The organism is Nocardiopsis mangrovi (assembly GCF_042653925.1).
GTDB classification, from domain to species: Bacteria; Actinomycetota; Actinomycetes; order Streptosporangiales; family Streptosporangiaceae; genus Nocardiopsis_B; species Nocardiopsis_B mangrovi.
In genome coordinates, this window is the sequence record NZ_JBHSFQ010000031.1 from 37,739 (window position 1) to 62,375 (window position 24,637).

24 protein-coding genes and 5 tRNA genes are annotated in these 24,637 nt (G+C 72.0%); 10 read left to right on the forward strand and 19 right to left on the reverse strand.

Going from position 1 to position 24,637, the window contains the following annotated elements:
* Positions 1-123 precede the first annotated feature (123 nt).
* Positions 124-1,797: a serine/threonine-protein kinase gene (locus ACFO4E_RS24335; protein ID WP_378578605.1), complete on the reverse strand. Its 1,674-nt coding sequence runs from the start codon at positions 1,795-1,797 to the stop codon at positions 124-126.
* 394 nt (positions 1,798-2,191) lie between these two features.
* On the opposite strand from ACFO4E_RS24335, the gene ACFO4E_RS24340 reads away from it, so the two are divergent.
* Together ACFO4E_RS24340 and ACFO4E_RS24345 are read left to right on the forward strand one after the other, a co-directional pair.
* Positions 2,192-2,518 (forward strand): TFIIB-type zinc ribbon-containing protein, encoded by a 327-nt coding sequence (locus ACFO4E_RS24340; RefSeq protein ID WP_378578606.1) that lies wholly within the window; start codon positions 2,192-2,194, stop codon positions 2,516-2,518.
* Between the two features lie 15 nt (positions 2,519-2,533).
* Complete coding sequence (locus ACFO4E_RS24345; protein WP_378578608.1) at positions 2,534-3,202, forward strand: AAA family ATPase; 669 nt, start codon at positions 2,534-2,536, stop codon at positions 3,200-3,202.
* A 173-nt stretch (positions 3,203-3,375) separates the two neighbouring features.
* Here the strand turns inward: ACFO4E_RS24345 and ACFO4E_RS24350 are convergent, their stop codons facing one another.
* The 3 genes from ACFO4E_RS24350 to ACFO4E_RS24360 all read right to left on the reverse strand — a co-directional run bounded on the left by ACFO4E_RS24350 (position 3,376) and on the right by ACFO4E_RS24360 (position 6,500).
* A complete protein-coding gene (locus tag ACFO4E_RS24350; protein WP_378578609.1) occupies positions 3,376-4,473 on the reverse strand; it encodes a cytochrome P450 family protein in 1,098 nt (365 codons plus the stop codon).
* Positions 4,470-5,810 (reverse strand): cytochrome P450 family protein, encoded by a 1,341-nt coding sequence (locus ACFO4E_RS24355; RefSeq protein ID WP_378578610.1) that lies wholly within the window; start codon positions 5,808-5,810, stop codon positions 4,470-4,472. Before ACFO4E_RS24355 ends, ACFO4E_RS24350 begins: the two co-directional genes overlap by 4 nt.
* 474 nt (positions 5,811-6,284) lie before the next feature.
* Entirely contained in the window at positions 6,285-6,500 is a 216-nt protein-coding gene (locus tag ACFO4E_RS24360; protein ID WP_378578612.1) for a heavy-metal-associated domain-containing protein, read from the reverse strand.
* A gap of 500 nt (positions 6,501-7,000) precedes the next feature.
* On the opposite strand from ACFO4E_RS24360, the gene ACFO4E_RS24365 reads away from it, so the two are divergent.
* Complete coding sequence (locus ACFO4E_RS24365; RefSeq protein ID WP_378578613.1) at positions 7,001-7,234, forward strand: hypothetical protein; 234 nt, start codon at positions 7,001-7,003, stop codon at positions 7,232-7,234.
* Positions 7,235-7,402: 168 nt separating this feature from the next.
* Here the strand turns inward: ACFO4E_RS24365 and ACFO4E_RS24370 are convergent, their stop codons facing one another.
* The 7 genes from ACFO4E_RS24370 to ACFO4E_RS24400 all read right to left on the reverse strand — a co-directional run bounded on the left by ACFO4E_RS24370 (position 7,403) and on the right by ACFO4E_RS24400 (position 13,288).
* Complete coding sequence (locus ACFO4E_RS24370) at positions 7,403-8,002, reverse strand: GNAT family N-acetyltransferase (RefSeq protein WP_378578615.1); 600 nt, start codon at positions 8,000-8,002, stop codon at positions 7,403-7,405.
* A gap of 133 nt (positions 8,003-8,135) precedes the next feature.
* A complete protein-coding gene (locus ACFO4E_RS24375) occupies positions 8,136-8,930 on the reverse strand; it encodes an ion transporter (RefSeq protein WP_378578617.1) in 795 nt (264 codons plus the stop codon).
* A 182-nt stretch (positions 8,931-9,112) separates the two neighbouring features.
* Positions 9,113-9,418 carry a GNAT family N-acetyltransferase gene (locus ACFO4E_RS24380; RefSeq protein WP_378578620.1) on the reverse strand — a complete coding sequence of 102 codons (306 nt, stop codon included), beginning with the start codon at positions 9,416-9,418 and terminating at the stop codon, positions 9,113-9,115.
* Positions 9,409-10,356 carry a DUF5996 family protein gene (locus ACFO4E_RS24385; protein ID WP_378578621.1) on the reverse strand — a complete coding sequence of 316 codons (948 nt, stop codon included), beginning with the start codon at positions 10,354-10,356 and terminating at the stop codon, positions 9,409-9,411. Before ACFO4E_RS24385 ends, ACFO4E_RS24380 begins: the two co-directional genes overlap by 10 nt.
* 237 nt (positions 10,357-10,593) lie before the next feature.
* Complete coding sequence (locus ACFO4E_RS24390; RefSeq protein WP_378578682.1) at positions 10,594-11,334, reverse strand: rRNA methyltransferase; 741 nt, start codon at positions 11,332-11,334, stop codon at positions 10,594-10,596.
* Positions 11,335-11,419: 85 nt separating this feature from the next.
* Positions 11,420-11,494 (reverse strand) — tRNA-Asp (locus ACFO4E_RS24395).
* A 117-nt stretch (positions 11,495-11,611) separates the two neighbouring features.
* Complete coding sequence (locus tag ACFO4E_RS24400) at positions 11,612-13,288, reverse strand: ABC-F family ATP-binding cassette domain-containing protein (RefSeq protein ID WP_378578622.1); 1,677 nt, start codon at positions 13,286-13,288, stop codon at positions 11,612-11,614.
* Positions 13,289-13,443: 155 nt separating this feature from the next.
* Between ACFO4E_RS24400 and ACFO4E_RS24405 the strand changes: the two genes are divergently transcribed.
* Complete coding sequence (locus ACFO4E_RS24405; protein ID WP_378578624.1) at positions 13,444-13,881, forward strand: DNA-binding protein; 438 nt, start codon at positions 13,444-13,446, stop codon at positions 13,879-13,881.
* A gap of 48 nt (positions 13,882-13,929) precedes the next feature.
* Here the strand turns inward: ACFO4E_RS24405 and ACFO4E_RS24410 are convergent, their stop codons facing one another.
* Positions 13,930-14,766, reverse strand: coding sequence for an SDR family NAD(P)-dependent oxidoreductase (locus ACFO4E_RS24410; RefSeq protein WP_378578625.1), 837 nt, complete (start codon positions 14,764-14,766; stop codon positions 13,930-13,932).
* A 77-nt stretch (positions 14,767-14,843) separates the two neighbouring features.
* Here ACFO4E_RS24410 and ACFO4E_RS24415 point away from each other — a divergent pair, with 77 nt between their 5' ends.
* Positions 14,844-15,251: a winged helix-turn-helix transcriptional regulator gene (locus tag ACFO4E_RS24415; RefSeq protein ID WP_378578626.1), complete on the forward strand. Its 408-nt coding sequence runs from the start codon at positions 14,844-14,846 to the stop codon at positions 15,249-15,251.
* 122 nt (positions 15,252-15,373) lie between these two features.
* Here the strand turns inward: ACFO4E_RS24415 and ACFO4E_RS24420 are convergent.
* The 4 genes from ACFO4E_RS24420 to ACFO4E_RS24435 form a co-directional block, all read right to left on the reverse strand.
* Positions 15,374-15,447 (reverse strand) — tRNA-Phe (locus ACFO4E_RS24420).
* A 29-nt stretch (positions 15,448-15,476) separates the two neighbouring features.
* Positions 15,477-15,551: transfer RNA gene (locus ACFO4E_RS24425), tRNA-Asp, on the reverse strand.
* A gap of 110 nt (positions 15,552-15,661) precedes the next feature.
* Positions 15,662-15,734: transfer RNA gene (locus ACFO4E_RS24430), tRNA-Glu, on the reverse strand.
* A gap of 120 nt (positions 15,735-15,854) precedes the next feature.
* The gene (locus ACFO4E_RS24435) at positions 15,855-17,399 is read right to left on the reverse strand and encodes a metallophosphoesterase family protein (RefSeq protein WP_378578628.1); all 1,545 of its coding nucleotides are present in this window, start codon (positions 17,397-17,399) and stop codon (positions 15,855-15,857) included.
* A 169-nt stretch (positions 17,400-17,568) separates the two neighbouring features.
* Here ACFO4E_RS24435 and ACFO4E_RS24440 point away from each other — a divergent pair, with 169 nt between their 5' ends.
* Together ACFO4E_RS24440 and ACFO4E_RS24445 are read left to right on the forward strand one after the other, a co-directional pair.
* Positions 17,569-17,913 carry a metallopeptidase family protein gene (locus tag ACFO4E_RS24440; protein ID WP_378578630.1) on the forward strand — a complete coding sequence of 115 codons (345 nt, stop codon included), beginning with the start codon at positions 17,569-17,571 and terminating at the stop codon, positions 17,911-17,913.
* A gap of 450 nt (positions 17,914-18,363) precedes the next feature.
* The gene (locus ACFO4E_RS24445; RefSeq protein WP_378578683.1) at positions 18,364-19,698 is read left to right on the forward strand and encodes an MFS transporter; all 1,335 of its coding nucleotides are present in this window, start codon (positions 18,364-18,366) and stop codon (positions 19,696-19,698) included.
* A 283-nt stretch (positions 19,699-19,981) separates the two neighbouring features.
* On the opposite strand, the gene ACFO4E_RS24450 is transcribed toward ACFO4E_RS24445, so the two are convergent.
* Positions 19,982-20,242, reverse strand: coding sequence for a PspC domain-containing protein (locus ACFO4E_RS24450; protein WP_378578632.1), 261 nt, complete (start codon positions 20,240-20,242; stop codon positions 19,982-19,984).
* A gap of 315 nt (positions 20,243-20,557) precedes the next feature.
* On the opposite strand from ACFO4E_RS24450, the gene ACFO4E_RS24455 reads away from it, so the two are divergent.
* Positions 20,558-20,633: transfer RNA gene (locus tag ACFO4E_RS24455), tRNA-Lys, on the forward strand.
* 304 nt (positions 20,634-20,937) lie between these two features.
* Here the strand turns inward: ACFO4E_RS24455 and ACFO4E_RS24460 are convergent.
* Positions 20,938-21,618 carry a class I SAM-dependent methyltransferase gene (locus ACFO4E_RS24460; protein ID WP_378578634.1) on the reverse strand — a complete coding sequence of 227 codons (681 nt, stop codon included), beginning with the start codon at positions 21,616-21,618 and terminating at the stop codon, positions 20,938-20,940.
* Between the two features lie 49 nt (positions 21,619-21,667).
* Between ACFO4E_RS24460 and ACFO4E_RS24465 the strand changes: the two genes are divergently transcribed.
* Positions 21,668-22,306, forward strand: a complete 639-nt coding sequence (locus ACFO4E_RS24465) for a TetR/AcrR family transcriptional regulator (protein ID WP_378578635.1) — start codon at positions 21,668-21,670, stop codon at positions 22,304-22,306.
* A gap of 350 nt (positions 22,307-22,656) precedes the next feature.
* On the opposite strand, the gene ACFO4E_RS24470 is transcribed toward ACFO4E_RS24465, so the two are convergent.
* On the reverse strand, positions 22,657-24,051 hold the full coding sequence (locus ACFO4E_RS24470) for a tetratricopeptide repeat protein (protein ID WP_378578637.1): 1,395 nt from the start codon (positions 24,049-24,051) through the stop codon (positions 22,657-22,659).
* 191 nt (positions 24,052-24,242) lie between these two features.
* Between ACFO4E_RS24470 and ACFO4E_RS24475 the strand changes: the two genes are divergently transcribed.
* A complete protein-coding gene (locus tag ACFO4E_RS24475; protein ID WP_378578638.1) occupies positions 24,243-24,635 on the forward strand; it encodes an ATP-binding protein in 393 nt (130 codons plus the stop codon).
* Positions 24,636-24,637 lie beyond the last annotated feature (2 nt).

A 24,637-nucleotide genomic window follows, 5' to 3' on the forward strand; every position in this document is an offset into this window, starting at 1 on the left:
CGAGCCGCGCTCACGGCGGCCGCCCGCCGCGTGGGCCGCTCGGCCGGGTTCGCGTTCTCCAGCGCGTTCCGCCGCGCGTACGGCGTGCCCCGGGCCGCTCCCGCCGCGCTCCGGCGGCGGGGCTCAGGCGGCGGGCTCGAAGGACTCCGTCATGGGGTCGAGGAGGGCGCGGTTGCGGTCCCAGTCGGCCTCCGGGGACACCAGGAAGAGGGCGTAGCCCTTCTCCTCGGTGTGGAAGGCGCGGTTGACCGCGTGCATGCGGCCGTCGGAGCCGTCGTAGGTGAACTCCCAGTCGGCGGCGCTGATGTAGCGGTCGAGGTAGTCCGCGTCGAGCTCGCTGATGCCCTCGAGGTCGTAGCCGCCGAAGTTGCCGGAGATCGCGCCCTCCTGGCGCTCCCAGTCGTCCTTGGCGTTGTCGCCGGGCTGGTCGGTCTGGTCGATCTGGAGGTAGCCGCCGCCGGGGATGTCGAAGAACACGCTGGTGCCCTGGCGCCGGTCCGGCTCCCAGCCCTCGGGGAGGTCGAGGGCGAACCCGGTCTCGTCCTCGTAGCGGTCGGCCGCGGGGGCGTCGTCCCCTCCGCCGTCCTCGGGTTCCGGCTCCGCGTCCGGCCCGTCCTGGGACGGGCTCGCGGAGGCGTCCGCGCCGGCCTCCGCCGTGCCCGGGACGTCCGGGGTCTCGGCCCCCGTCTGCTCGGCCTCGGTCCCGCCGCGCACGCCCAGCCAGAAGCCGGCGCCGATGGCCAGGGCCATCGCGAGTGCGGCGGCGATGACCAGCGGGGCGACGGACCTGCGCGACCGGCCGGAGCGGTCACGCGGCGCGGCGCCGGCGGGCGCGGCGGCGCCGGACGGGCGCGGCGGTGCGGGCGGTGCCGCGGCCGCGCGGGCGGATCCGGAGTCGCGCGCCGGAGCCGGCGCGACCGCCCGCGCCTTCTTCTCCCTCTTCTCCTTCTTCTTGGCCTTGGTGCCCGTCGCCGCCGACACCTCGTGCAGCATCCGCGCGGCCTCGTGGACGGTGGGCCGGTTCTCCGGCTCCTTGTCGAGCAGCCGCTCCAGCAGCGGGCGCAGCGGCCCGGCGGCGTCGGGCGGCGGGACGTCCTCGGTGACGATCGCGGTGAGCGTGGCGACCGGCGTGTCCCGGCCGAAGGGGGTCACCCCCTGCACCGCCTGGTAGAGGGTGACCCCCAGCGACCACATGTCGGTGGCCGGGGACGCCTTCTTGCCGTGCGCCTGCTCCGGCGCGAGGTAGCCGGGTGAACCCACGAGCAGGCCCGTGCGGGTGAGGTTGGTGGTGCCCTCGATGCGGGCGATCCCGAAGTCGGTGAGCACGGCGCGGTCGTTGCCCGCGATCAGGACGTTGCCCGGCTTGATGTCGCGGTGCACGATCCCGCGGTCGTGGGCCACGGCGAGGGCGGCCGCCACCTGGAGCCCGATCTTGGCGGTGCGCTCGGGCGGCATCGTTCCGTCGCGCTTGAGGAGGTCGCCCAATGAGGGCCCGCGCACCAGCTCCATGACGATCCAGGGCCGGTCGTCGGTCTCGACCACGTCGTAGACCGTGATGATGCTGGGGTGGCTGAGCTGTGCGGCACTGTGCGCCTCGCGCAGCATCCGGGTGCGCAGCACGTCGATCTCGTGCTGCGGCAGGTGCGGCGGGATGCTGAGCTCCTTGATGGCGACCGGGCGGTCCAACAGCTCGTCGACGCCCTGCCAGACCCGTCCCATGCCGCCCTCGCCGATCGGCTCGGTCAGCCGGTAGCGCCGGGCGAGCAGCCGTCCGGGATCAGATTGCTCAGTGCTCATGCGTGAGTGTTCCTCAGATGGGGTGGGGGCGGCACCCGCGGAGTCCGGGCCACCTACGCGAGTTTATGAGCACCGGGCCGACGGCAGGCTCCGGAACCGGTCGTCCGGCGGCCCCGCCCGGCCTCACCGGTCCCATGCGGCCCACGCTGATCTGCACCGACACTGAAACATGTGCTTTTACCCCGGTTTGCGGGAAACATTCCGCGCCCGACTGGCCGTATGCGGCCGCGTGCCGCGCGCAACGGCCCGGAGCCGCCGGGCACCCAGCGGCCATCCACCCGCACCGCCGTCCACGGCGCCCCCCGTACGGCCGGCGATCGCACCGTTTTTACCCGGAGCACAGCCCGATGCCGCATACGATGACGCCGTGATGTGCCCAAAGTGCCAAGGCCAGATGACGACCTACGACCGCATGGGGATCCACCTGGAGCAGTGCGACCGCTGCCGCGGGATCTTCCTCGACCATGGTGAGCTTGAGCAGATCCTCCGCGCGGAGCAGCGCCACTACGGTCCCACCACCACCGCCGCCCCGCCCTCCTACGGCGGAGGCCGGCCCTACGCCGACTCCCCCCGCGGCTTCCACGGGCACGGCGACTCCCCAGGGCCGTTCCACGGCGGCGGCCACCGCGACTCCCCCCGCCCCTACGGCGGCGGATACTCCGACTCCCCTCGCCCCTACGGGCGCCGCAAGAAGAGCTTCCTGGAGAACCTCTTCGACTGATCCCGATGGATCCGTGTGAACCTGTTGATCTGCGCGCGTTGCGGGACGCGCACCGATGAACCCGTCGTGGAGCCCGCAGTGCCGGTGGTCCGCTGCACCGAGTGCGGCCACCGGCGCACCTTCCGACGGCTTCCCCTGTACTGCGTCACCGGCCCCAGCGGCACCGGCAAGTCCACCGTGGCGCACCTGCTCCTCGAACGGCTCGCCGACCGCTTCGTCGTGCTGGAGCAGGACCTGCTGTGGACCGCCGGCCTGCGCGACGACCACGACGGCGAGCACCGGCTGTTCCGCTCGACGTGGCTGCGCATGGCGTCGATGGTCCAGCAGAACGGCCGCCCGGTCGTGCTCTGCGGGACCGTGGTGCCGCCGGAGTTCGAGCGCCTGCCCGAGCGCTCGTTCTTCTCCGACATCCGCTACCTGGCGCTGATGTGCGACCCGGAGGTGCTCGCCGCCCGGTTGCGCGCGCGCCCCGCCTGGCGGCAGTGGGACGAGCCCCGCATCACGGAGATGCTCGACTACACCGCCTGGATCCGGGAGACCGCGCACGAGATGGCGCCCCCCATGACCCTGATCGACACCACCGACGCCCCCGTCACCGCAACCGCCGACCAGGTCGTCGACTGGATCGAGGGCCTGCATCGGGCGGACGCCGGCGGCGGCACGGCCGAGCCCGTTTCGGCCTAGCCGGCCGCCGCCGGGTGGCGGCCCCCGGTCCGTCCCCGGGGGCCGCCTTTCCCCGTTCTTGCGGCCCCGTCCGCGCGACCCGGCCGCAATCCCGTCCCGGGCATGTGGGAGGGCCCCGCGAACGGTGCGTTCACGGGGCCCTCCCACATGCCGCGGAGCGGTGCCGCGGCGGTTCAGCCCTTGAGGAGGACCGGGAGTTCGGTGAGGCCCTTGGAGACGATGGAGGGGATCTCCTCCATCGCGCCGGGGGCGAGGGCGAGGCCGGGGAAGCGCTCCCAGAGCTTGGGCAGGGCGACCGCGAGCTGCATCCGGGCCAGGTTCGCCCCGAGGCAGTAGTGGGCGCCGTGCGAGAACGCGACGTGGGTCTTGTCCTCGCGCGTGATGTCGAACTCGTGCGCGGTGTCCCCGTGCCGGCCGGGGTCGCGCCCGGCCGCCCCGTAGGACACCAGGATGGCGTCGCCCTCCTTGATGACCGTCCCCTGGATGTCGACGTCCTCGGCCGCGTAGCGGAGCGGGATGTTGTGGATGGAGGTGTCCCAGCGCAGGGTCTCCTCGATGACGTCGCTCCACGTGTGCGTGCCGTCCAGCACCAGGCGGAGCTGGTCGGGGTGGGTGAGCAGCGCCCGCACCGCGTTGACGATCAGGTTCATCGTGGTCTCGAACCCGGCGCCGATGATGAGGATCAGCGTCCACACCAGCTCGGATTCGCTGAGCCGGTCCTGCTCGTCGCGCGCCTGGATGAGGGCGGTGGTCATGTCGCCGCCGGGTTCGACGCGCTTGCGCGCCACGAGTTCGCCGAGGAACCGCTGCATCTCCAGGTGGGTGGCGAGCGCGACCTCGGGGGTGATGCTCTGGTCGAAGACGTTGAAGATGAGCCGCTGGAGGTCGGCACGCCGTTCGTCGCCCTCGACCCCGAACAGGTCGCCGGTGACGGTCAGCGGGAGCGGCAGCGCCAGCGCCTCCTTCAGCCCGATCGCGCCGCCGGATCCGGAGGCTGCGGCTTCGGACGCGTCGTCGAGCAGGCCGTCGACGATCTCCTCGATCCGCGTGCGCATCGTCTCGACCCGGCGCGGGGTGAACGCCTTGGAGACGAGCTTGCGCAGCCGTGTGTGGTCCTCATCGTCGCGGGCGAGCATGTTGTCGTTGGCCACCCACGAGATGAGCTGCCAGTCCGGCCGGATCTCGCCGTCGCGCCACGCCCGCCAGTGCTTGGGGTTCTTCTTCACCGCGGGATGCGTGAGCACCTCCATGACCGCCTCGTGGTGGGTCACCGCCCACGCATCAACCTGGCCAGGAAGTTCGACAGGGACGACCGGCCCGAGGGCGCGGAGGCGTCCGGACTGGCGGTGGAGGTCTCCGGGGACGAGTGCGACTGTTTCCAAGGCGTTCCTTCGGCTGAGGGCGGTTGGGGGTCGAAGGTGATGGGCAGCCGGGTGAGCGAGCGGGCGAAGATCGACACCCGCCACTCCAGTTCTTCGGGCGGCACCCCGAGCCGCAGTCCGGGCAGGCGGCGCAGGAGGGTGCGCAGGCCCGTGTTGGCGATCATGATCGCGGTGTCCTGAGCGGGGCAGCGGTGCGGCCCCACGCCGAACGCGAGGTGCGCGCGGTTGGGCGCCGAGCCCATGCTCTCGGCGTACTCCTGGGCCACGTTCCTGTTGGCGGCGGCGTAGCCGAGCATGACCGGCTCGCCCTCCTTGATCTCCTGCCCGTTCGCGAGGGGGATGTCGGAGGTGGGGTACATGACCGGGTAGTTGGTCAAGGGGGAGTCGCTCCACAGCACCCGGTCGACCGCGTCCTCGATACTCGTGCGCGAGCCGGCGACGTCGTCGCCGAGGTCGCGGTCGGTCAGCAGGATGCGCATGGCGTTGGCGATGAGATTGGCCGTCGGCTCGTTGCCCGCGCCGACGATCAGCACGAGGTGCTGGAGGATCTCTTCGTCGGCCAGCTCCGCGCGGTGCTCCAGCAGGCCCGTGGTGACGTCCTTGCCCGGCTGCCGGCGCTTGCGGGTGATCTCGGCGGAGGCCACGCGCTCCAGTTCGGCGTTGGCGCGTTCGGCGTGGATCCCGTCGAACAGGTCGCGCATCGCGACCGCGAACCTGCGGGCGTTCTCCTCCTCGAACCCGAAGAGGTGGTTGATCACCAGGAAGGGGAGCAGCCGCGCGTACTCCTCCAAGAGCTCGGCCTCCCCCCGCTCGCAGAAGGCGTCGATCAACTGGTTCGCCGATGCCCGGGCGACCTCGGTCAGCGCCTGGGGGTCCGTCGCGGCGAGGCTGTCGGTGACGGCGCGGCGCAGCCGCTGGTGCTCGGCGCCGTCGGCGAAGAGCACGTTGGGGCGGTGCATCATCATGCCGAGCGTCCCGGAGTCGTCGGCGAGCCGGCCCTCGCGCCAGTCGCGCCAGCGGCGGGAGTCGCGGCTGAACGTGCGGGTATCGCGGCACCAGGAGATCAGCGTGGCGTAGTCGATCACCGACCAGCCGCGCACCCCCGGCTCCAGCTCAACGGGGATGACCGGGCCGTACTCCTTGCGCAACCGCTCATTGACGGTTTGCGGGTCGGCATGGAATTCGGGCTCGTACAGTGCGGCGTACGGGCAAGGAGGGGAGGTCACTCGGATCGTTCCTCGCTCATCATCGGCGGTCGAAGGCGGGAAGTGGGCATCGGAATCGGTCATTCGGACGGCCGGGCCGGGCCGGCGCCACCGCCCGGTCCGGGATCACCGAAACCTTGCGGGACGGGCGGTTCGGGTCGAAACCCTAGCGCTTTCGCCCGCACCGTGAAAGGCGTGGCGAAACCGGACGGCCACGCAGCGTCCCTACACGCCGCGCGCCGCCGCGGGTCCGCCGGTGCGTGGCCGGCGCCGTCCGCCCTGGGGTTTCGGCCCGCGATCGGCGGCCGCACCCGCCGTCCATTGCCGGGACACCTGGGGACGCGTACATAGAGGGCAGGGGTATCCGCGGCGGGGTGTCCGCCCCGGGATCGGCGCCGGTCGATCGGCGGGCCGCTGGACGCCCTCCGCCCCAGGCCCGCCCGAGCGCCCCCGCGCGCCTCTCGCCGGAGTGCGGCCGCACGGGGGCGCCCACGGTCAGCTCTTGACCGTGTAACCGGCCTCGTCGACCGCCGCGCGGACCAGCGCGGCGTCCACGGGGCCGTCGCCGGCCACGGTGACCCGGCCGGCGGCGACATCGACGTCGACGCCGGTCACCCCGGGGACCGCTCCGACCTCACGGCCGACCGACTCGGCGCAGTGTGCGCAGGTCATGCCCTCGACTTCGTAGACCGTGCTCGTACCGACGGACATGTCCGCCTCCTCGTGTGCTCGTTCGCGACGGCGCTGTGTACGCCCGGCGCCGCCCGGCGCGGACCTGCCCCGCCCGGCGGCGACATCAGGATTGCATACCCCTAGGGGGTATGCAATCCCGGTGCGGACACCTCCACACCCGGGCCCGCCACCCCCGGGCCGGCCTCGCTGGAAAACACGCCCGCGACCGAATTCGGCCGGGATTGGAAATCACCTATTCAGCCGCCTGAAAAAGGCGCGAAATCCCTATACAGCAAGCAGAACAGAAGCCATTTTGTCCCCAGATATTGCACCAGTCGGGAGCGCCTTTCGCCCCTATTCCACCGAATCAGACCCTGGGTGACCTGGATCACTTCCGGGTTCGCGGTTGGGGGCGCCCGCTGGTGGCGAGATCTCCCACCGTGCAGGGCCCGCACAGGCTTCACCTCGTCAGAAGTGATCGCACCGGAGCGAGAAGCAGCAGCGAAAATTCCCTCGCATCACAAGCGCAAAGGATCGAAATGCAGAACATGAAGCGCGTCCTCCTCGGTTCCGCAATCGTCGTCCCCGCTCTGATCGGCATGGCGGGCACCGCGTCCGCCGACGTCGACGCCGCCGCCTTCCAGGGCAAGGCGGGCTACCACTCCAGCGATGCCTTCAACGTGCTCTACGAGCCCCACGGGTTCGCCCTGTCCGACGTCGAAACCGAGACCGGTTACGCCGAGCTTGAGGGCGGGGCCGTCTCCACCCGCTGACCCACCGGGTCCTCATAACGGGGGGACGCCCCCGTCGGCCGGCTCGTATCCGGCCGACGGGGGCGTCCTGCGTCACGGCGGTACCCGCGCCGGTCCCGCCGCACGGGCGGACCGGGCGGGCGGACCGGGCGGGCCGGCCCGCCGGAGACGCGCCGGGCCGCGCCGGCGCTAGTCGGCCTTGAGGGCCAGCCGGGCGATGGGCCGGCCGCTGACCGGGTGCGCGGAGCAGGCGAAGCCCGCCTTCTGGAACATGCGCACGGTCCCGGTGTAGACCTCGGCGCTGGGGGCGCGCCCGCCCGCGGTGTCGACGGGATAGGCCTCCAGCACCCGGCCGCCGCCGTCGCGCGCGTATTCCACGGCGGCGTCGAGGAGCTGGGCGCCCAGCCCTTTGCGGCGGCGGCGCGGCGGGAGCCAGAAGCACACGACCGACCACACGCCGGGCTCGTCGGGATCGGCGGGGCGCAGCGACCGCGAACGGGACAGGCGGATGAAGTCGTCGCGCGGGGCGACGGAGACCCACCCGCACGGCAGGCCGTCCTCGTAGGCGAGCAGTCCGGGGATCCTGCCGTCCAGCGTCAGCCGGCGCAGCTCCTCGCGGTTGCCGGCGCCCCGCTCCGCGGGGGCACAGGACACGCTGGCGGTGAAGTCCTTCGCCCTGCGGCGGTAGTACGCGCACCAGCAATGGCCATAGGCTCCGGTCCGCCCGAACAGGCGCTCCAGGTCGTCCCACCGATCCGGGGTGGCGGGCTCGATCGAGACGATGGTCATCTGACCCCCTCGGACACGGGACTCGGTTGTGACATAGCACACTAGCGACTCACCGCGCGCTACGGCACCCTTCGCACGGGTCTCTTGCGGCCATCCGTCCCGATATGGGGTCTCTGCCGGACGTATCCGGACCCTAGACGCCGTCGCGCGTCCTTTCCGCGTCCCGCCGCAGCTCGGCGATCTCCGACCGCAGGGCGCGCAGCTCCACCAGCACCGGATCATCGCCGGCCGCCGCCGCCTTCTCCTCGTCGTTCTCGTGCTCCAGCGCCTCGACCGCCACCGCGATGAACAGGTTCAGCGCGACGAACGTCGAGGCGAGGATGAAGGCCACGAAGAACACCCACGCGGCCGGCTGCTCGGCCATCACGGTCTGGGCGATCTCGCCCCAACTGTCGCCGGTCATGATCTGGAACAGGGTGAACAACGCGGTCAGGATGTCGCCGAAGTACTGGGGCGCGCTGCCCCCGAAGAGGTTGGTGGCCATCACGGCGGCCACGTAGAGCAGCAGCCCGACCAGCAGGGAGATCGACGCCATCCCCGGGAGCGCCTTGAAGAGCCCGGTCACCACGTGCCGCAGCGTCGGGATGACCGACAGCAGGCGCAGCACCCGCAGCACGCGCAGGACCCGCAGCACCGAGAAGGGGCCCGAGGTCGGCAGCAGCGCGATACCGATGATCACCAGGTCGAACCAGCTCCAGGGATCGCGGAAGAAGGCGGACCGGTGGGCGAAGATGCGCAGGCCCAGCTCCACCACGAACACCGCGAGCACGAAGAGGTCGATGCGGTGCAGCGTCTCCCCGTACCGGGCCATGATCGCGGGGGAGGTCTCCAGCCCGAGGATCAGGCCGTTGACGAGGATGAGGGAGATGATGGCCGTCTGGAACCAGCGCGCTTCGACCACGCCCCGGACACGTTCTCGCAGGGTCACCGAACAGGCTCCATCCATTCCACGCATACGGGGGCGGCGTCGGCAGAGCCTACCCGCAGGCGATCACCGGAGATCGCCGCGGCGGCGCGCCTCCCGGGAAGCCGGTGACGAAAGACCCGAACCGGACACACGCCGCGAATCGGCCGCACCGGCGGCCGGGCCACCCCCGGGGAGCGGGCGGCTCAGTCGGTCACACGGCTCCCAGGCGCCGAATACACCAGGTCCGCGTAGTCGGGGTGGCGCTGGATCCAGCCCTTGACGAACGGGCACAGCGGGAGCACGGCCAGCCCTCGCGCCCGCACATCGTCCAGCGCGCCGCGCACCAGCGTGCCGCCGACCCCCTTGCCCTCGTACGACGCGGGAACCTCGGTGTGGGTGAAGACGATCATCTCGTCCGTGGGGATGTAGACGGCGAACCCGGCCAGGGAGTCGCCGTCGCGGACCTCGAAGCGCTTGGCCGACGGGACATCGGTGACGGTCAGGTCCATGGGCCCCCCTCCCGGCGGTACGGATCGGTCACGCCGTGGGGGCAGGCGAGCGCGTCGACGGGCCAGCCGGCCGGCTCCGCCCCCGCCCGGTAGGCCGCCTCGTAGAAGGCGAGGACGGCGCCGGCGCGATCGGCCTCCTCGCGCACCCTGTCGTAGCGGAGCAGCGCGAGGTGGCCGCTGCCGCCGGTGGCCCATTCGGCGCCTTTGGGCAGCGGCCGGTCGGTGATGCCGTCCGGTTCGGGAGCGGCGTAGGAGTAGAACGCCGGCTCGGGGACGGTGTCGTCGCCGAACCAGAACCCGAAGCTGATCGCCTCGCGCGAGTACGCCTCGCGGATCAGCGGGCCGGCCTCGCGCGGCTGGTCGACCGGGCGGTCGAGGAACCGGGTGACCGCGATGTCGAGGGTGTGCCAGAAGTGGTGCACCGGGCTGGTCTTGCCCGAGAAGCGCGCCGCGAACTCCTCCAACACCAGGTTCACCTGCGACAGCACCTGCCAGTAGCGCGTGGCGGCGGCGGTGTCGTAGGCGGCGTGCTCGGTGTCCTCGACGAATGGGCGGCCGGAGTCGGCGAGGTCGTAGGGGCGCGCGATGTGGATACGGGCATGCACCCCGATGCTTTCGAGGGTGCCCAGAAGCTCGCGATAGAACGAGGAGACGCTGTGGCCCCGCATGGGGAAGGACGCGCCGCGGCCGTCGACCGTGCTCGCCACCAGGCGGTGGCCGACCAGGTCGAGGTCGATGGTGAAGATCGGGTTGCCGTCGATCCGGCCCATCGGCCGGGTGGTCAGGCCGGTGCCGGTGAGGTGGAAGGGCACGTGCCACCAGTGGTTGCGGCGCGGGCTCGCCGCCAGGCGGATCTTGCCGACGATCTGCAGGAAGCGGTGCAGGGTCTGCTTGGTGTCGCGCCACTCCGCCAACGGCATCGCGGGGAACAGCTCCACGCGGCTCCTCCTCTCGGCGGGCCCCGCCATCACCGGCACCGCCCGGCCGCCGCACCGGGACCGGCCGGGCCCGCGGGGCGGACCACCTCAGCACACCTCACGGACGTCACATTACCGTCAGTGACCGTCGCATCACCGGACCCGGCGCGCCGGGCGACGGCGCGTGTCCGGCACCGGCCGTCCCGGCGCGGCACGTCACGGCGACAGCGACGACGGCCGCGCGGCGCAGGCGGACCGTCAGGTCCGTCCGGGTCCGCCGCGCAGGTCGCCCGCCCGCACCAGGACCGCGGCCCGGTTGCCCGCGCGCATCCTCTCCAGAGCGGCGGTCCCCTCGGGGAGGGCAACCTTGCGGGTACGCGCCGCGACGGCGATGACCGCGCCGCCGGGCAGGACCGCGGCCAGCGCCCGCAGCAGCGCGGGAACGGGGTCGCCCTCGGGGAGCCGGCCCGACCAGTGGCTGAGGTCGCCGTAGGGCACGTCGGTGAGCACGACGTCCACCGGGCCGGGCGGCTCCGGTGCGAAAGCGTCACCGGTGCGCACGGCGCGGGGCAGGTCGCCGCCCATCGCCGCCAGGCGGCCGGAGAGGCGGCGGGCCGCCGCGGCCCGGTCCAGGAACGACGGTTTGCCGAACCGGTCGGCGTCGGCGCGCAGCTCCCGCTCGCGTGCCGCCAGGCCCTCCGCGGTCAGCAGCTCCAGGTTGCGGGCCGCCAGGCCCGCGGCCGCGTCGTCGGCATCGGTGGCGAGCACCCGGGACAGCCGGTCGCGGTGCAGCAGGCCCACCGCGGTCGCCAGGTGCCCGCTGCCGCAGCACGGGTCCCACAGGGCGATGGGGCGGTCGCCCGCGTAGGCCGCCGCGCGCTGGAACAGCTCGTCGGCCAGGCGCACGGGGAAGCCGGGGTACCCGGGGGCCGAGCGGAACACGCGGCCGCTCGCGAGGTCGGAGTGGTCGGCCCGCTCGGTGGCGTAGCGGTAGGCCACGGCGCTCACCTCCTTGGCCGGCGGATTCCGCGGGCCGGACATGAAGAAGCCCGGGGCCATGGGCTCCGGGCGGTGGTGTGAGGGGCGGTCCTGACGGGATTTGAACCCGCGGCCTCCACCTTGACAGGGTGGCGAGCACTCCTAGCTGCTCCACAGGACCTCGGTGCGGACGGGATCGCCGTCCACACGTCCAACTGTAGCGGCTCCGCCGAGCGCTCCGTCCCATCGGGACGCCCGGGGCCGCCGCCGGGCGGGTTCCGGCCCGCTCCGCCCCGGGTCAGGCCCGATCGCGGCGGACCCGGCCCTCGTCCCACACCGGGGATTGCGAGACGTAGACGTCCCCCTCCGCGCCGAACACCAGGAAGCGGTCGAACGAGCGGGCGAACCAGCGGTCGTGGGTGACGGCGAGGACCGTGCCCTCGAAGGAGTCGAGCGCCGTCTCCAGGGCGTCGGCGGAGTCGACGTCGAGGTTGTCGGTGGGCTCGTCGAGCAGCAGCATCGTGGCGCCCGACAGCTCCAGCAGCACGATCTGGAAGCGCGCCTGCTGCCCGCCGGACAGGGTCTCGAACCGCTGGTCGCGCTGGTGCACGAGTTCATAGCGCTGGAGAACGGGCGCCGACCGCTCCAGGGGCAGGGCGTACTCCTCGGCGAGGATCGCGGTCAGCGTCCGCCCCGTCCACTCGGGGTGGTGGTGGGTCTGGGCGAAGTGGCCGGGGACCACGCGCGCGCCGAGCTTGGCCTGACCGCCGTGGGCGACCGAGGAGGGGTCGGCCAGCAGCCGCAGGAAGTGCGACTTTCCCGACCCATTGGATCCCAGGACTCCGATCCGCTCGCCGTAGAACACCTCGGCGGCGAAGGGGCGCATGAGCCCGGTCAGCTCCAGGTCGCGGCAGGTGAGGGCGCGGACGCCGGTGCGCCCGCCGCGCAGCCTCATGGTGATCGCCTGCGCCCGCGGCGGCTCCGGCGGCGGCCCGGCCTCCTCGAACCTGCGCAGGCGGGTGAGAGCCGCCTGGTAGCGGCTGGCCATGCCGTCGTTGTACTCGGCCTTCTGGCGCAGGCCGCGCACGAGTTCGCGCAGGCTCTTGTGGCGCTCGTCCCAGCGGCGGCGCAGCTCGGCGAACCTGGCGTGGCGGTCCTCCCGGGCGGCGTGGTAGCCGGCGTAGCCCCCGCCGTGGACCCACGCCGAGTTCCCGGCGCCGGCCCCGCCCTCCAGGGTGATGAGGTGGGTGGCGGTCGCCGCGATGAGCTCCCGGTCGTGGCTGATGAACAGCACCGTCTTGGCGGTGGCGCGCAGCTGCTCCTCCAGCCACTGCTTGCCGGGGACGTCCAGGTAGTTGTCGGGCTCGTCCAGCAGGAGCACGTCATCGGGGCCGCGCAGCAGGGCCTCCAGTGCGAGCCGCTTCTGCTCCCCGCCGGAAAGCGTGCCCAGCTCGCGGTACTGCGCGGCGGTGAACGGCATGCCGAGCGCGGCGACGGCGCACACGTCCCACAGCACCTCGGCGTCGTAGCCGCCGGCATCGGCCCAGTCCGACAGCGCCTGGGCGTAGCGGAGCTGCGCGGCCTCGTCGTCGCGCTCCATCATCACGAGTTCGGCGGCGTCGAGCTCGCGCGCGGCGTCGCGCACCCGGGGGCCGGACACCGAGACGAGCAGGTCGCGCACCGAGGAGTCGGCCGAGAGGGGCGCGGAGACGCCGTCGGCCCCACCCGCGGCGGAGGACGCCGCGTGCGAGCCGATGAACTGGCGCATGACGCCGAGCCGTCCGCTGCGGGTCACGGCGCCCTCGAACGGCGGTTCATCGCCGGAGACCACGCGCAGGAGGGTGGTCTTGCCGCTGCCGTTGGCGCCGACCAGCACCGCCTTCATCCCCTCCCCTACACGGAAGGAGACGTCGTCGAGCAGCATGCGGCCGTCGGGGAGCCGATAGCCCACCCCGGCAACGTTGATATGGCCCATGTGACGCCACTATGCCCGCCGCCGGAGCACGCACGCGAACGAATTCTCCGTGGTCCGGTCCCCGGAGGCGAGCCCGACGCCCGGAGCGACGGGGAACAACAACACGTTCACATCAATGAGTTGACAACATTATGTTCATATCGCATCATCGGGGCATGCCCGAGAACGAGCGGAACGACCCCTTCACCCGGCCCGACCCGCAGGACGCGCGCCGCCTGCGCAGCTATGAAGCGCTCATGCGCATCACCGAGCGGCACGCCGCCGGCGACCACCGCGTCCGCTGGGACGAGCGCCGGATGCCCATGGAACCCTTCGACGCGGTCCGCCGTGTCGCCGACCTCGCAGCGGGGAGCGCGCTCCCCGAACCGGACGAGCCCCCGGTCGACCAGAGCGACCTCACCGCCGCCCTCACCCTGGTGCCGTGGGCGCGCGGCGAGTTCGACCAGATGGAGGCCGGCCTCCTGCAGATGGCCAAGGGCCGCGGCATGACCTGGAACGAGATCGCCTTCGGCCTCGGCCTCGGCACCGCCCAGGCCGCCCGCCAGCGCCACGAGCGCCTCACCCGCCGCGCCACCCCTGACGACGACGCCTGACCCCGTGCGCGCCGGGTCCGCGGCCCGCGGGTCCCCGCCCGCGCCGCCCTAGTATCCGCGGGCGCGCAGCAGGTCCCGCGTGTAGGCGTCGAGGCGGGCGGCGTCGCCGGGATCCAGGGTCCGCAGGGACGGGTCGACGGGCCTGCCCCGGTCGACAGCGGTCAGCGCGTCCGCGGGCGGCCGGTCGATCCAGTCGACGACCGGCCGGACCGCGTCGGCCACGGGACGGGCGAACCCCTTCGCGAGCAGTCCGATCGCCGTCCGGACGAACGGGCTCGGGTGCGCGTCGGCCCCGCTGCGGGTGAATCCGGGATGGTAGAGGACGTAACGGACCTTGCTCTCGGCCTGGCCGGCGAAGGCGACACCGAGGAGGTCGTTCGCCCGGCCGGCCTGGAGCTGGGCGCGCACCTGCCCGTACCGGCGCGTCGACTGCGGGTCGTCCCAGAGGATCCCTCCCGCGGTGTTGCCGACACCGGCCACGTTGACGATCACGGGGTCGGGGGCCGCGTCGAGCAGGGGGCGCAGCCGGTGGCCGAGCAGATAGCGGCTCAGGTAGTACAGGGCGAAGGTGGACTCCAGCCCGTCGGGGGTCTCCTGGCGTCGCGGGCTGACGCGGTTGGCGAACAGCGCCAGCGCGTCGACGGCGCCGTGCCGCTCGGAGACGTCGGCGACGACCCGCTCGACCTCGGCGATCGAGGACAGGTCGGCCCGCAGGAACCGGAGGTTCGGCCCGGCGGCCTCGTCGAGCAGGGCGCGCCCCCTCGCCTCGCTGCTGCCGATCACGGTCACGTGGTCTCCCCTGGCCAGGCGCTCCAGGGCGACCGCCCGGCCCATGCCGGAGGTCCCACCGCTGATGATGACGGTCTTGGGCAGGTGGTCCGGCACGGTGGGGCTCCTTAGGCTGGAGGGGCGGCACGTCCGATCATGGACCGCCCTGCCCGACCGCGAAAGAAGGCAGTTTCATGTCCGGTACGCACACCGGTGTTCCCTCGGTGCTGGCCCACGACCTGCCCCGCCCGGTGCCCGCCGACGAGTTGGCCGCGTGCCCGGTCGGGGGCGTGTTCCGGCGGCTGGGTGACAAATGGAGCATGCTGGTGGTGATCCTGCTCGGGGGCCGGCCGCACCGGTACAACGAACTCCACCGCGCCATCGGCGGCATCAGCCAGCGCATGCTGACCCACACCCTGCGCGGCCTGGAGGCCGACGGGCTGGTCCGACGCGAGGTGCACGCGACCGTGCCGCCCTCCGTCGAATACGACCTGACCCCGCTCGGCCGCACACTGCTCGAACCGCTATCGGCGCTGGCCGACTGGGCGGTCGCCCACGAGACGGAGATCCACGAGGCGCGATCCCGGCACGCGGGCGAATAGCGGCGCCCATCGACGCGGGCGGGCCGCTCCAGGGGGGCGCACAGCGGCGGCGGTCGCGCCGCCCGGGCACCAAAAAAGCCCGGGCCGCAATGGCTCCGGGCTTCTTCGCTGATCAGACTGGGTGGCCAGGGGCGGGGTCGAACCGCCGACCTTCCGCTTTTCAGGCGGACGCTCGTACCGACTGAGCTACCTGGCCCCGAGCACACCCGAGGGTGTGGTGAGGGGCGGTCCTGACGGGATTTGAACCCGCGGCCTCCACCTTGACAGGGTGGCGAGCACTCCTAGCTGCTCCACAGGACCATGATTCTGTTGTGGGAGAACGCGGGGCCCCCGATGGTGGCGGGTGATCCGTGTTCCGTTCTCCGGTTCCTCATTCTGCCAGATGGCCGACAGTACTCGGACCGGAGCCGTACCCCCAACCGGATTCGAACCGGCGTTACCGCCTTGAAAGGGCGGCGTCCTAGGCCACTAGACGATGGGGGCCTCGACGACGAACGAGTCGCCATTTCCCGCTTCGTCATGCCGTCGGGGACGGCACAAGCATAGGGGAGATTTCCCCACAGTGCCAAAGCGGTTTCGATCTCCGCGTCGGCCGGGGGTAGGTCACGGCGGCGAGGAGGCGTCGGACGGGGTGCCCGGGCTCGTCGTGCCGGGCGCGCCCGGCGTTCCCGGCGGGGCGGTCGGCGGTGTGACATCGCGGTCGGGATCCGGTTCGATGTGCCGCTCTATCTGGGCAGATGTCAGTCCGAGGCCGCCCAGGGTGATGTCGTCCCACGCCTGCAGCCGCTTGGTCTCGGCGTCGAAGTAGAGCACCGACGCCTCGTAGGGCGTCGGCCCGCCGGTGTCCTCCTCCAGACCCCGCAGGCCCGCGCCCCCCGTGGAGCCCTGCACGATGAAGCGCGTCCCGGAGCCGTCGATCTCCGTGCTGCGCTCGTGGCCGTGCCCGGTGAGCACCAAGGGGGTGTGCCCGCCGAACGCGCCGGCCTGGACGGAGTCGTGCAGGACCGCGACGTCGACGGGCGGATCCGCACCCTCGATCGAGGCGGCCTGCCCGGCGCCGAGGGCGGCCACCTCGGCGGCGCCCGGGTCGTCGCGGGTCTTGTCGGGGGTGAAGCGGGGGTCGCCCGCCCCGTAGAAGGTGATGCCCCCGACCTCGGCGACCTCATCGTCGAGGACGATCGCGTTGGGCTGCGCCTCGACGGCGCGCTGCGTCCCCATGGAGTCGTGGTTGCCGCGCACCCAGACGTAGGGGACGTCGAGGCGCGCGATGTCGTCGGCGAACACGTCCTCGGCGGCGCTGCCGCGGTCGGTCAGGTCGCCGGAGTCGACGATCAGGTCCACCTGGAACTGCTCTCGGAGCGAGCGGATGACGTTCCAGGACGCCGGGTTGAGGTGGATGTCGGAGACGTGCAGCACGCGGATGGTCGAGCCGTCGTCGTCGTAGACCGGGAGGTCGGACGTCGCCTCGTAGATCTGTGAGACGTTGCCCACGAGGCCGGCCAGTTGCTCGCGGTACTCGGAGAAGCGGCTGATCACGCCTTCGGCGCTGCCGACGACCTGAGGCGCTCCGGCCAGCAGTCCCGAGTAGCGGGGCTCGGAGATCGCCCCCGGGTTGAACGTCGCCACCGTGACGCCGCCGGCGGCGGCGAGGGTGAGCAGGGCGGTCAGCGCACTCCAGCCGGCGCGCCGCCAGCTCCGGAACACCACCAGCGCGACCAGGGCCGCCCCGAGCACGGCGGCGACGGCGGCCTGCGCGAAGAGGCGGATGACCCCGGACCGGACCTCCGCTCCGATCCGCTCGGCCATCAGGTCGATGGCCTCGGGGTTCTCGAACATCTCCTCGGCCGCCGACAGCCGGATCTCCGATATCGCCGCCTCGAAGCGCAGCGGGGCGCTGTGCGTGTCGAACGCGAGGCGGCCCAGCGGGGACACGTCCAAGACGGTCTCACCGTGCAGGGTCGGGCTCACGCTGAGTCTGACGTCCGCCGGCCCGATGGGGGTCAGCACCTGGCCGCCCAGCGCCAGCCCGAGCCAGCCGCCCAGCAGCGCGGCGGCGACCACCGCCGTGACCCGCCAGGCGCGGCCCGCGCGCACGCGCGCGAACCGGGCCGCCAGGAGGCGGGGGTCGAAGGTCAGTGCGGATCTCATCCGAGACAACACGCCTCCATCATGCCCGGGCGCCCCGCGCTCCCAACGTGCCGGATGGAGGACATCGGAGGCGTGGCCGGGATGCCGCGGCGCACGTGGGACGGGTCGCGGAACTCCCGGACGCGGGGCGGCCTCCCGGCCGGCGCGCGGATGACGGAGAATACGAGGCGTGGTCGAACTCTCGCGCTGGCGCTTCGAGGAACTGGTCGGCGATGCGCTCGACTCCATCCCCGCCGACCTCACCGGGCTCATGGACAACGTGGTCATCACCGTGGCCGAGGACCCTCCCGAGCCTGGGCTGCTCGGCCTGTACGAGGGCATCCCCCTGACCGAGCGGGGCGACGGCTACGCGGGCGTCCTGCCGGACCAGATCTTCATCTACTGGCGGGAGATCTGCGCGATCTGCGAGACACCCGATGACGTGGTCGAGGAGGTCCGGATTACGGTCGTGCACGAAATCGCGCACCACTTCGGAATCGGGGACGACCGGCTGCACGAACTCGGCTGGTCCTGACGGTCCGGCCACCCCGGCCCGCCCAGTCCGCCCGGCCCCGCGGGGATGATTCGGACGCCGCCCCCGCGACGAATGGAATCACCCCGAATACCGACAAGCGACGGGACATCCCGTTCGGCCGTATTCGCGGCTTATGCAGGCCATCTGCAACGAATCAGACACGAAATTCACCAAACCGCTTGCGAAGCACACCCTCCATCAGGAACGGTAGGTCATCAGACAACAACCGAGAGTGACGCCACTGCGCACCAGTGCAAGCAGTAAGGGAGTTGCCGGGTGGGTGATCCGCGCACGGGCAGCCGCAAGATCCACGTCCCCTCTCAGAACCGCGGACAAGTCGACCCCCTCCCCCGGGAATCCGCCGGCACCGCCGATCCCGCCGACCCTCCGGCGACGGCCGCACCCGGCCCCGCCGCCGATTGGCGGCGCGGCTACCGCGACGTCGTGCGCATGCGCGAGTTCCAATCCCTGTGGCTGGCCCACGCGCTGTCCATGACCGGCAACTACCTCCTCAGCGTCGCCGTCACGGTGCTGGTCTTCCAGCAGACCGAGTCCGCGCTGGTGGCCGGTGTGACCATGGCGCTGACCTTCCTGCCGCAGATCATCGCGGGCCCCCTGCTCTCGGGGCTGGCCGACATCCTCCCGCGCCGCCGCGTCCTCATCGCCAGCGACCTCGTACGGGCGGTGCTGGTGGCCGGCATCGGCATCCCTGGACTCCCGCTCTGGGCGATCTGGACCCTGCTGTTCTGCTCGATCCTGCCCATGGTGCCCTTCAGCGCGGCGCGCGCGGCGCTCATGACCGAGATCGTGCAGGGGGAGCGCTTCATCGCCGCATCGGCGATCATCAACATCACCTCGCAGGCGGGCACGCTGATCGGCCTGGTCGCGGGCGGCTGGGTCGTCGCCGCCATCGGCCCCAATTCGGCCGTCATGTACAACGGCCTGACCTTCGTGGTCTCCGCGGTGATCATCATCCTGGGGGTGCGGTCGCGCCCGGCACCCACCGGCGCCCGCGGAGGGCGGGGCGAGCGCGGCGAGCGCCCCTCGCTCTGGGAGGTCACGCGCGGCGGCACCCGCCTGGTGTTCGGCGACTCCCGGCTGCGCACCCTCGGACTACTGGCCTGGCTCGCGGGCTTCTACATGGTCCCCTACGGCCTGGCCAACCCGCTCGCCGCCGAGGTCGGCGGCGGCCCGATGGCGGCCGGACTCATCATGGCCGGGCCGTCCATGGGAGCCGTCGTCGGCGGATTCGTCCTCACCCGGCTGGTCTCCCCCGACACCCGCATCCGGCTCCTCGGCCCACTGGCGGTCGCGGCGTCGGTCCCCCTGCTGGCGTGGGCCCTGCAACCGCCGTTGTGGGCGATGGTGGCGCTGCTCGCGTTCTCCGGGATGACCGCGTCGTATCAGATCGTCGCCAACGCCGCGTTCGTGCTCTGCGTCCCCGCAGAGGGCCGCGGCCTGGCGTTCGGCCTGGTCGCCGCCGGCCTCCAGGCGGCCCAGGGCATCGGCATCGCGCTGGCGAGTCTCCTGGCCGAGACCGCCGGAACCCACGTGGTCGTCACCACAGCGGGCATCCTCGGCATCGCCGGCGCACTCGCCCTGGCGTTCCCGTGGTCCCGGCTGTCCACCGGGACGATCGCCCTCATGCACCCGCCTCCGGCCGAATCCGCTTCCGCCGACCCCGCACCGGAACCGGCACCGGCACCGACCCCCTCGACGACCCCCGAGGACCCCACATCCGCGGCCCCGGCCCCGCGCCGATCGGAACCCGACACGGACGCCTGACCCCACCCGCACCCGGCGACCCGCCCATCCCTCAAGGGGCCGGCCGGATGCCAGGCGGCCGGCGAAGCCGACGCGCCCCTGAGCGACCGTGACGACCTCCGGAGGAGGGGGCATCAGCGGTCGGACCGCTTCCCCGTCGGCGACGCCGACGCGCGGGAATCGTCCTTCACCGCGGACCCACCCTGGTCGGCCCCGTTCGGCCCCGGGCACGGCTCCCCCGACCTCTCGTCGCGATCGCGGTGGAGCCGCGAAACATACCCTGGCCTGGCTCTCAGCGACCACATCAGAGGTTCGACCTCTTGCCCTGGAAGTTCCGGATGATGTGCTCGACGAGCGACGTCCCCGTGGCGCTCTCGGGCATGACCAGCCACGCGATGACGTACAGCAGCACCCCGCTCCCGCCCAGGAGGGTGAAGACCGCGAACGCCAGCCGCACGAGGTTGGCGTCGACACCGACGTACTCCCCGATCCCCCCGCAGACGCCGGTCAGAATCCGCTGGCTGCCACTGCGCCGAAGGCTCTTCTTGCCGAAGTTCTCATTCATACCTACAGCCTGCCCGCCGAGCGCCCCCTTTCCCATCGGGAACGCCCCTGGCCCACCCCTGACCCCGACCCTGACACCCTCCCGCGGCCTACATGTCCGCCCTCACCACCTCCCTCCCACCTCCCGCGGCCCCCACCACCCATCCCGCCCGGGCCCGCCACACACCCGCCTCGCACCCTCCTCTCACCCCCCATCACCCGCGTCCGCACCCACCCTCTCCCCACCGCCAAGCCGCCTCCACGCACCGTGCAACCACCCGGCCACTCCGGTAGACTCGCCGCGGCGAAGTATCCCCAGACGATCTGGAACCTTCGCGGGGCCTTAGCTCAACTGGCAGAGCAGCGGACTTTTAATCCGCGGGTTCAGGGTTCGATCCCCTGGGGCCCTACCACGAATTCGCAGGTCAGACGATGTGCCGACCACAAACCAGACACCCGATCCGGCCGATGTGTGCTCCTCGTGTGCTCCGCAGTTCGGACCCAGTCGTTCCCGCAGGTCAGAGCACCTCTTGGTAGAACTCGCAGCCGTCACCGAACGCCCCGACACCCCACTGTCGGCACGCACACCCACCGCCCCCGCGAAACGCCCGTAACGCGGCAGGGCGGGCCACCCCACGGTGCCATGCCCCGCCCGTCACGGTTCCCCACGCCCACCCAGCCGGGCGATGTCGGGGGACGGGCCACATGACCGACTCTCTAGGCGTCACGGCGCAGCGTGAACCAGAAGGTCGGCACCGAGTTGGTGCCCGGCGTGACATCGAGTAGTTCCCACCCTGCGAACCCGGCGCGGAGTTCATCGGCTGTGACGCCCGCCGCCCACGACGTGACCTCGGGGATCGGATTGTCGAGCGGCTCAGGGCCGTACCCGAACATCAGCAGCCGTGCTCCGGGAGCGGCGCGGCGGGTGAGCCCGGCAGCGTAGGCGTCGCGGCGGTGCAGCGGGATCCCGCAGTAGCAGCTCAGGTCGAAGAACAGGTCGAAGGGACCGGGCGCGTCCAGCTCGTCAAGGCGGGTGGCGTCTCCGCGCAGCAGCCGTACCGCCGCTCCCGCCGCCTCGGCCCTCTCCCCAGCCTGGTCGACGGCGCGGTCGATCAGGTCGACGGCCGTCACCTCCCAGCCGTGCCGTGCGAGGTAGATGGCGTTGGTCCCCGTACCGCAGCCGAGTTCGAGGGCACGGCCGGGCTGCAGCGCACTGTGCCCCCCAACCAGGGCGACCAACTCGGGCGGTGTCACGCCGGTGTCCCACGGCGGCTTGCCGGCGTCGTAGTAACGCTCCAGTGCGCGGTGGACGGACTCCTCCTCCTGGTCTCGCTGCGGTGAGGTCAGGTCCGGATCTGGATTCCGGGTGGTGATGGGCCGGTTCACTGTCTCCTCCAAGAATTTAGAGTTGAACTCTAGTGACATACTCTAGAGATATACTCGCAATATGGATCGAGTCAAGGGGCCGGACAAGCGGGCCGAGCGCTCGCGCCGCACCCGTGAAAAGGTCGTCGAGGCGGCTCGCGAGCTGTTCGTCGCGCGAGGTTACGGGGCGACGAGCCTGCAGGAGGTCGCGGACCGGGCGGGCGTGGCCGTCCAGACGGTCTACTTCGTCTTCCGCAACAAGCGCACGCTGTTCAAAGACGTCGTCGACACGTCCATCGCCGGGGACACCGAGTCTGTCGCCACCATGGATCGTGAATGGTTTCGCGCCGCGTGTGCCGAGCCCACCGCAGCCGGGCAACTGCGCGCGCACGTCCGCGGCACCCGCGAGATCCTGGGCCGGGTCGCCCCGATCATGCCGCTGATCGCGGCTGCCGCGGCCACCGACCCTGAGATCGCCGCGCAATGGCCGCAAGGCCCCGACCCGCGTTACACCGTGCACTACGCAGCGGCCGAAGCCCTGGCCGGTAAGCCCGACGCCCGCCCCGGCCTCTCTGTCGAGATGGCGGCGGACCTGCTGTTCGGCCTGCTCAGCCCCCAGCTCTACCTGATCTTCGTCCGCGACCGCGACTGGTCACCGGACACGTGGGAAGCATGGGCCCGCAGCGCCTTGATCTCCCAGCTCTGCGCCGACCCCGAGTAGGCGACGGACGTCATCCAACGGCCGTTCCCTGTCAAGTCAGCGTGTCGACTTCGGTCGGCCCGGGGCCTGTGGCAGATCGCCCGCTACGTCCTTTCCCCCAGGGAGCTGTCGGTGAACGACCCAGAGCAGTGCTTCCGCCTGGCCCCGAACCCATCGTCATGGCCCGGAGCGAACGCATCTCGCCACCCGACTTCACGGCTACCACCAGGGGGCACACGCCGCATGAAGCAACCTGGCCACCTCAGCGATCCATCCACCACATCACCCGTGAGAACCATCAGCCTGCACACCGGCAACGGCTCCCGTTGCGTCCTGAAACCGTCATGAGAACCACCAGACGGAGCGTCGGGTCAGCTCTGGGCCGCCGTGTGGTCCCGCTGCCATCGCGCGGCCCTCGCGTCGAGCCGGGCCGCTTCAGGCACGCCGCGCCCGCGGTAGGTGCGTATGTGGGCGCGGATATCGGCCACAGCGTCGCGGGCCCGTGCCGAGCGCACGCCGGCCATGCTGTCCAGCGCGGTGGACCAGGTGTCACACGCTTCCCCGAGGTGGCCGCGGCGGACCTGGGCTTCGCCGAGATCGGCCAGAGTGAGGGCGTGGATGCGGGGGTGGGTGGCCGGGTTCCAGCACGCGGCCGAGCGGCGGTACTGCTCCTCGGCGCCGATCAGATCGCCGAGGGCCGTCAGGGCTTTGCCGCCCTGGTTGGTCAGCCGGGCCTCGGCCGGGCCTCCGAGGCTGGCCCACCGGGGCGACTCGTCCTGCCCGGCCTGGTCGATCAGCTTCTCAGCGGTGGCCAGCGCGCGCAGGGCCGGGCGGGTGTTGCGTTCGGCGGCGTGGGCGCGCGCGGCGGTGAGGTGGAACAGCATCTCCGTCTCGGGAGAAGTCCGGCCCTTGACGCGGGCGAGCGCGGCGTCGGCCAGGTCGACGCAGTGCTCGCTCACCCCTGTGTCCATCGCCTGGTGGGCGAGGATGCGCAGCACATAGGCGGCGTGCGGGGACGCGGACTCGTCCGCGAGCTGGTAGGCGTGCAGATAGTAGCGCTGCGCAAGGCCCCGGCGTCCGGCGTCGTGTGCTTTCCACCCCGCCAGGTAGGCCAGCTCGGCCGCGGCCCCGAACATGCTGCGCCGCGCCTGATCGTCGGCGAATCGGCCCTTGCAGTAGGCGGCGACGTCGGAGACGAGGTACTCCACCACGGCCGAACGGCTGACCGCGCCACCCAGCCGTTCGTCGGACCGTGTGAACGCGTCGGTGATATCGCGGACGGCATCGACCTCGCGCGCGCCGACGGTGCCTCCCGCTCGCGAGCGGGTTCCGCGCTGTGCCGCGTCGGTGGCCGCCTCAGGCGCCAAGGGCAGCGCTAGCGCGCTGACCGAGTACACCGCGGAGGTGAGGAACTCGCGCCGGTCCACGTCCGACCTCCCGATCTCGGCGAGTGCGGCCACCGGATCGCCTGCCAGGGCGAGGGTGTTCGGCGGCGCGTCCGATGCAGACGCTACCCCGATCTCCGTGGCAGAGACGATCCGGCCCACCGCGCGGCTCAGGGCTTCGGTGAGATAGGTGGCGGTCGCGGGGCGCGGAGGAGTGCCCTGCACCCAATGGCTGATGGCCGCCGAGTTGGTGTTCACGTTCTCGCCGTTCTCGGCGGCGACCAATCGTACGCGGCCGGCCAGCGCCCGGTAGGACAACCCGGATTCGGCGATCACTGCGCGCAGAGCCTCGTTGTCGGGACGAGCCGATGCGGGGGGCATGGGGCCTCAACTCCCTCGGAGCCTCGGTTGAGCACGTTAAGCGCCACCACTGCTGCAAAGCCCTGGTGACCCGCAGGCTATCCCGCTGAGATTGGGCCCACGCGGCAGTCACGCAAGATGCGGGGGCCACCATGGCAGCGGATCACATGCCGTTCTCTCCCTTGGGGGACGGATCGGGTCGGCTTTTCCACGTGCACAGCAAAGAGGCACCGGAGGTGCGCGCGTGGGTCATCAAGACAGCGAGCCCGCTCTCGGCCGACGCACACGGCTCTGTGGAACTGGCCGCCGCTGAGATGTTCGCCAACGCCGTCAGACACTCCCGCGGCGGCCTGGCCACCGTGCGGGTTCGGCGCCTGGTCCAGAGCGTATGGCTCTCCGTCACCGACCCCGGAACGGACGGCGCTCTGACGGCTCCGATGCCCTGCCTTCCCCCGCCCGACGCCGACCGTGGCCGCGGTCTCTACCTCCTCGCGGCGGTCTCCCGGCGGTGGGGCCTGAGCATCGGCGACCGGCGCACCTACGCCTGGTGCGAGATCACCGCGAACCGACCTTCGGGGCCTTCGTCCCCATCCGCTCTCCCGTGACC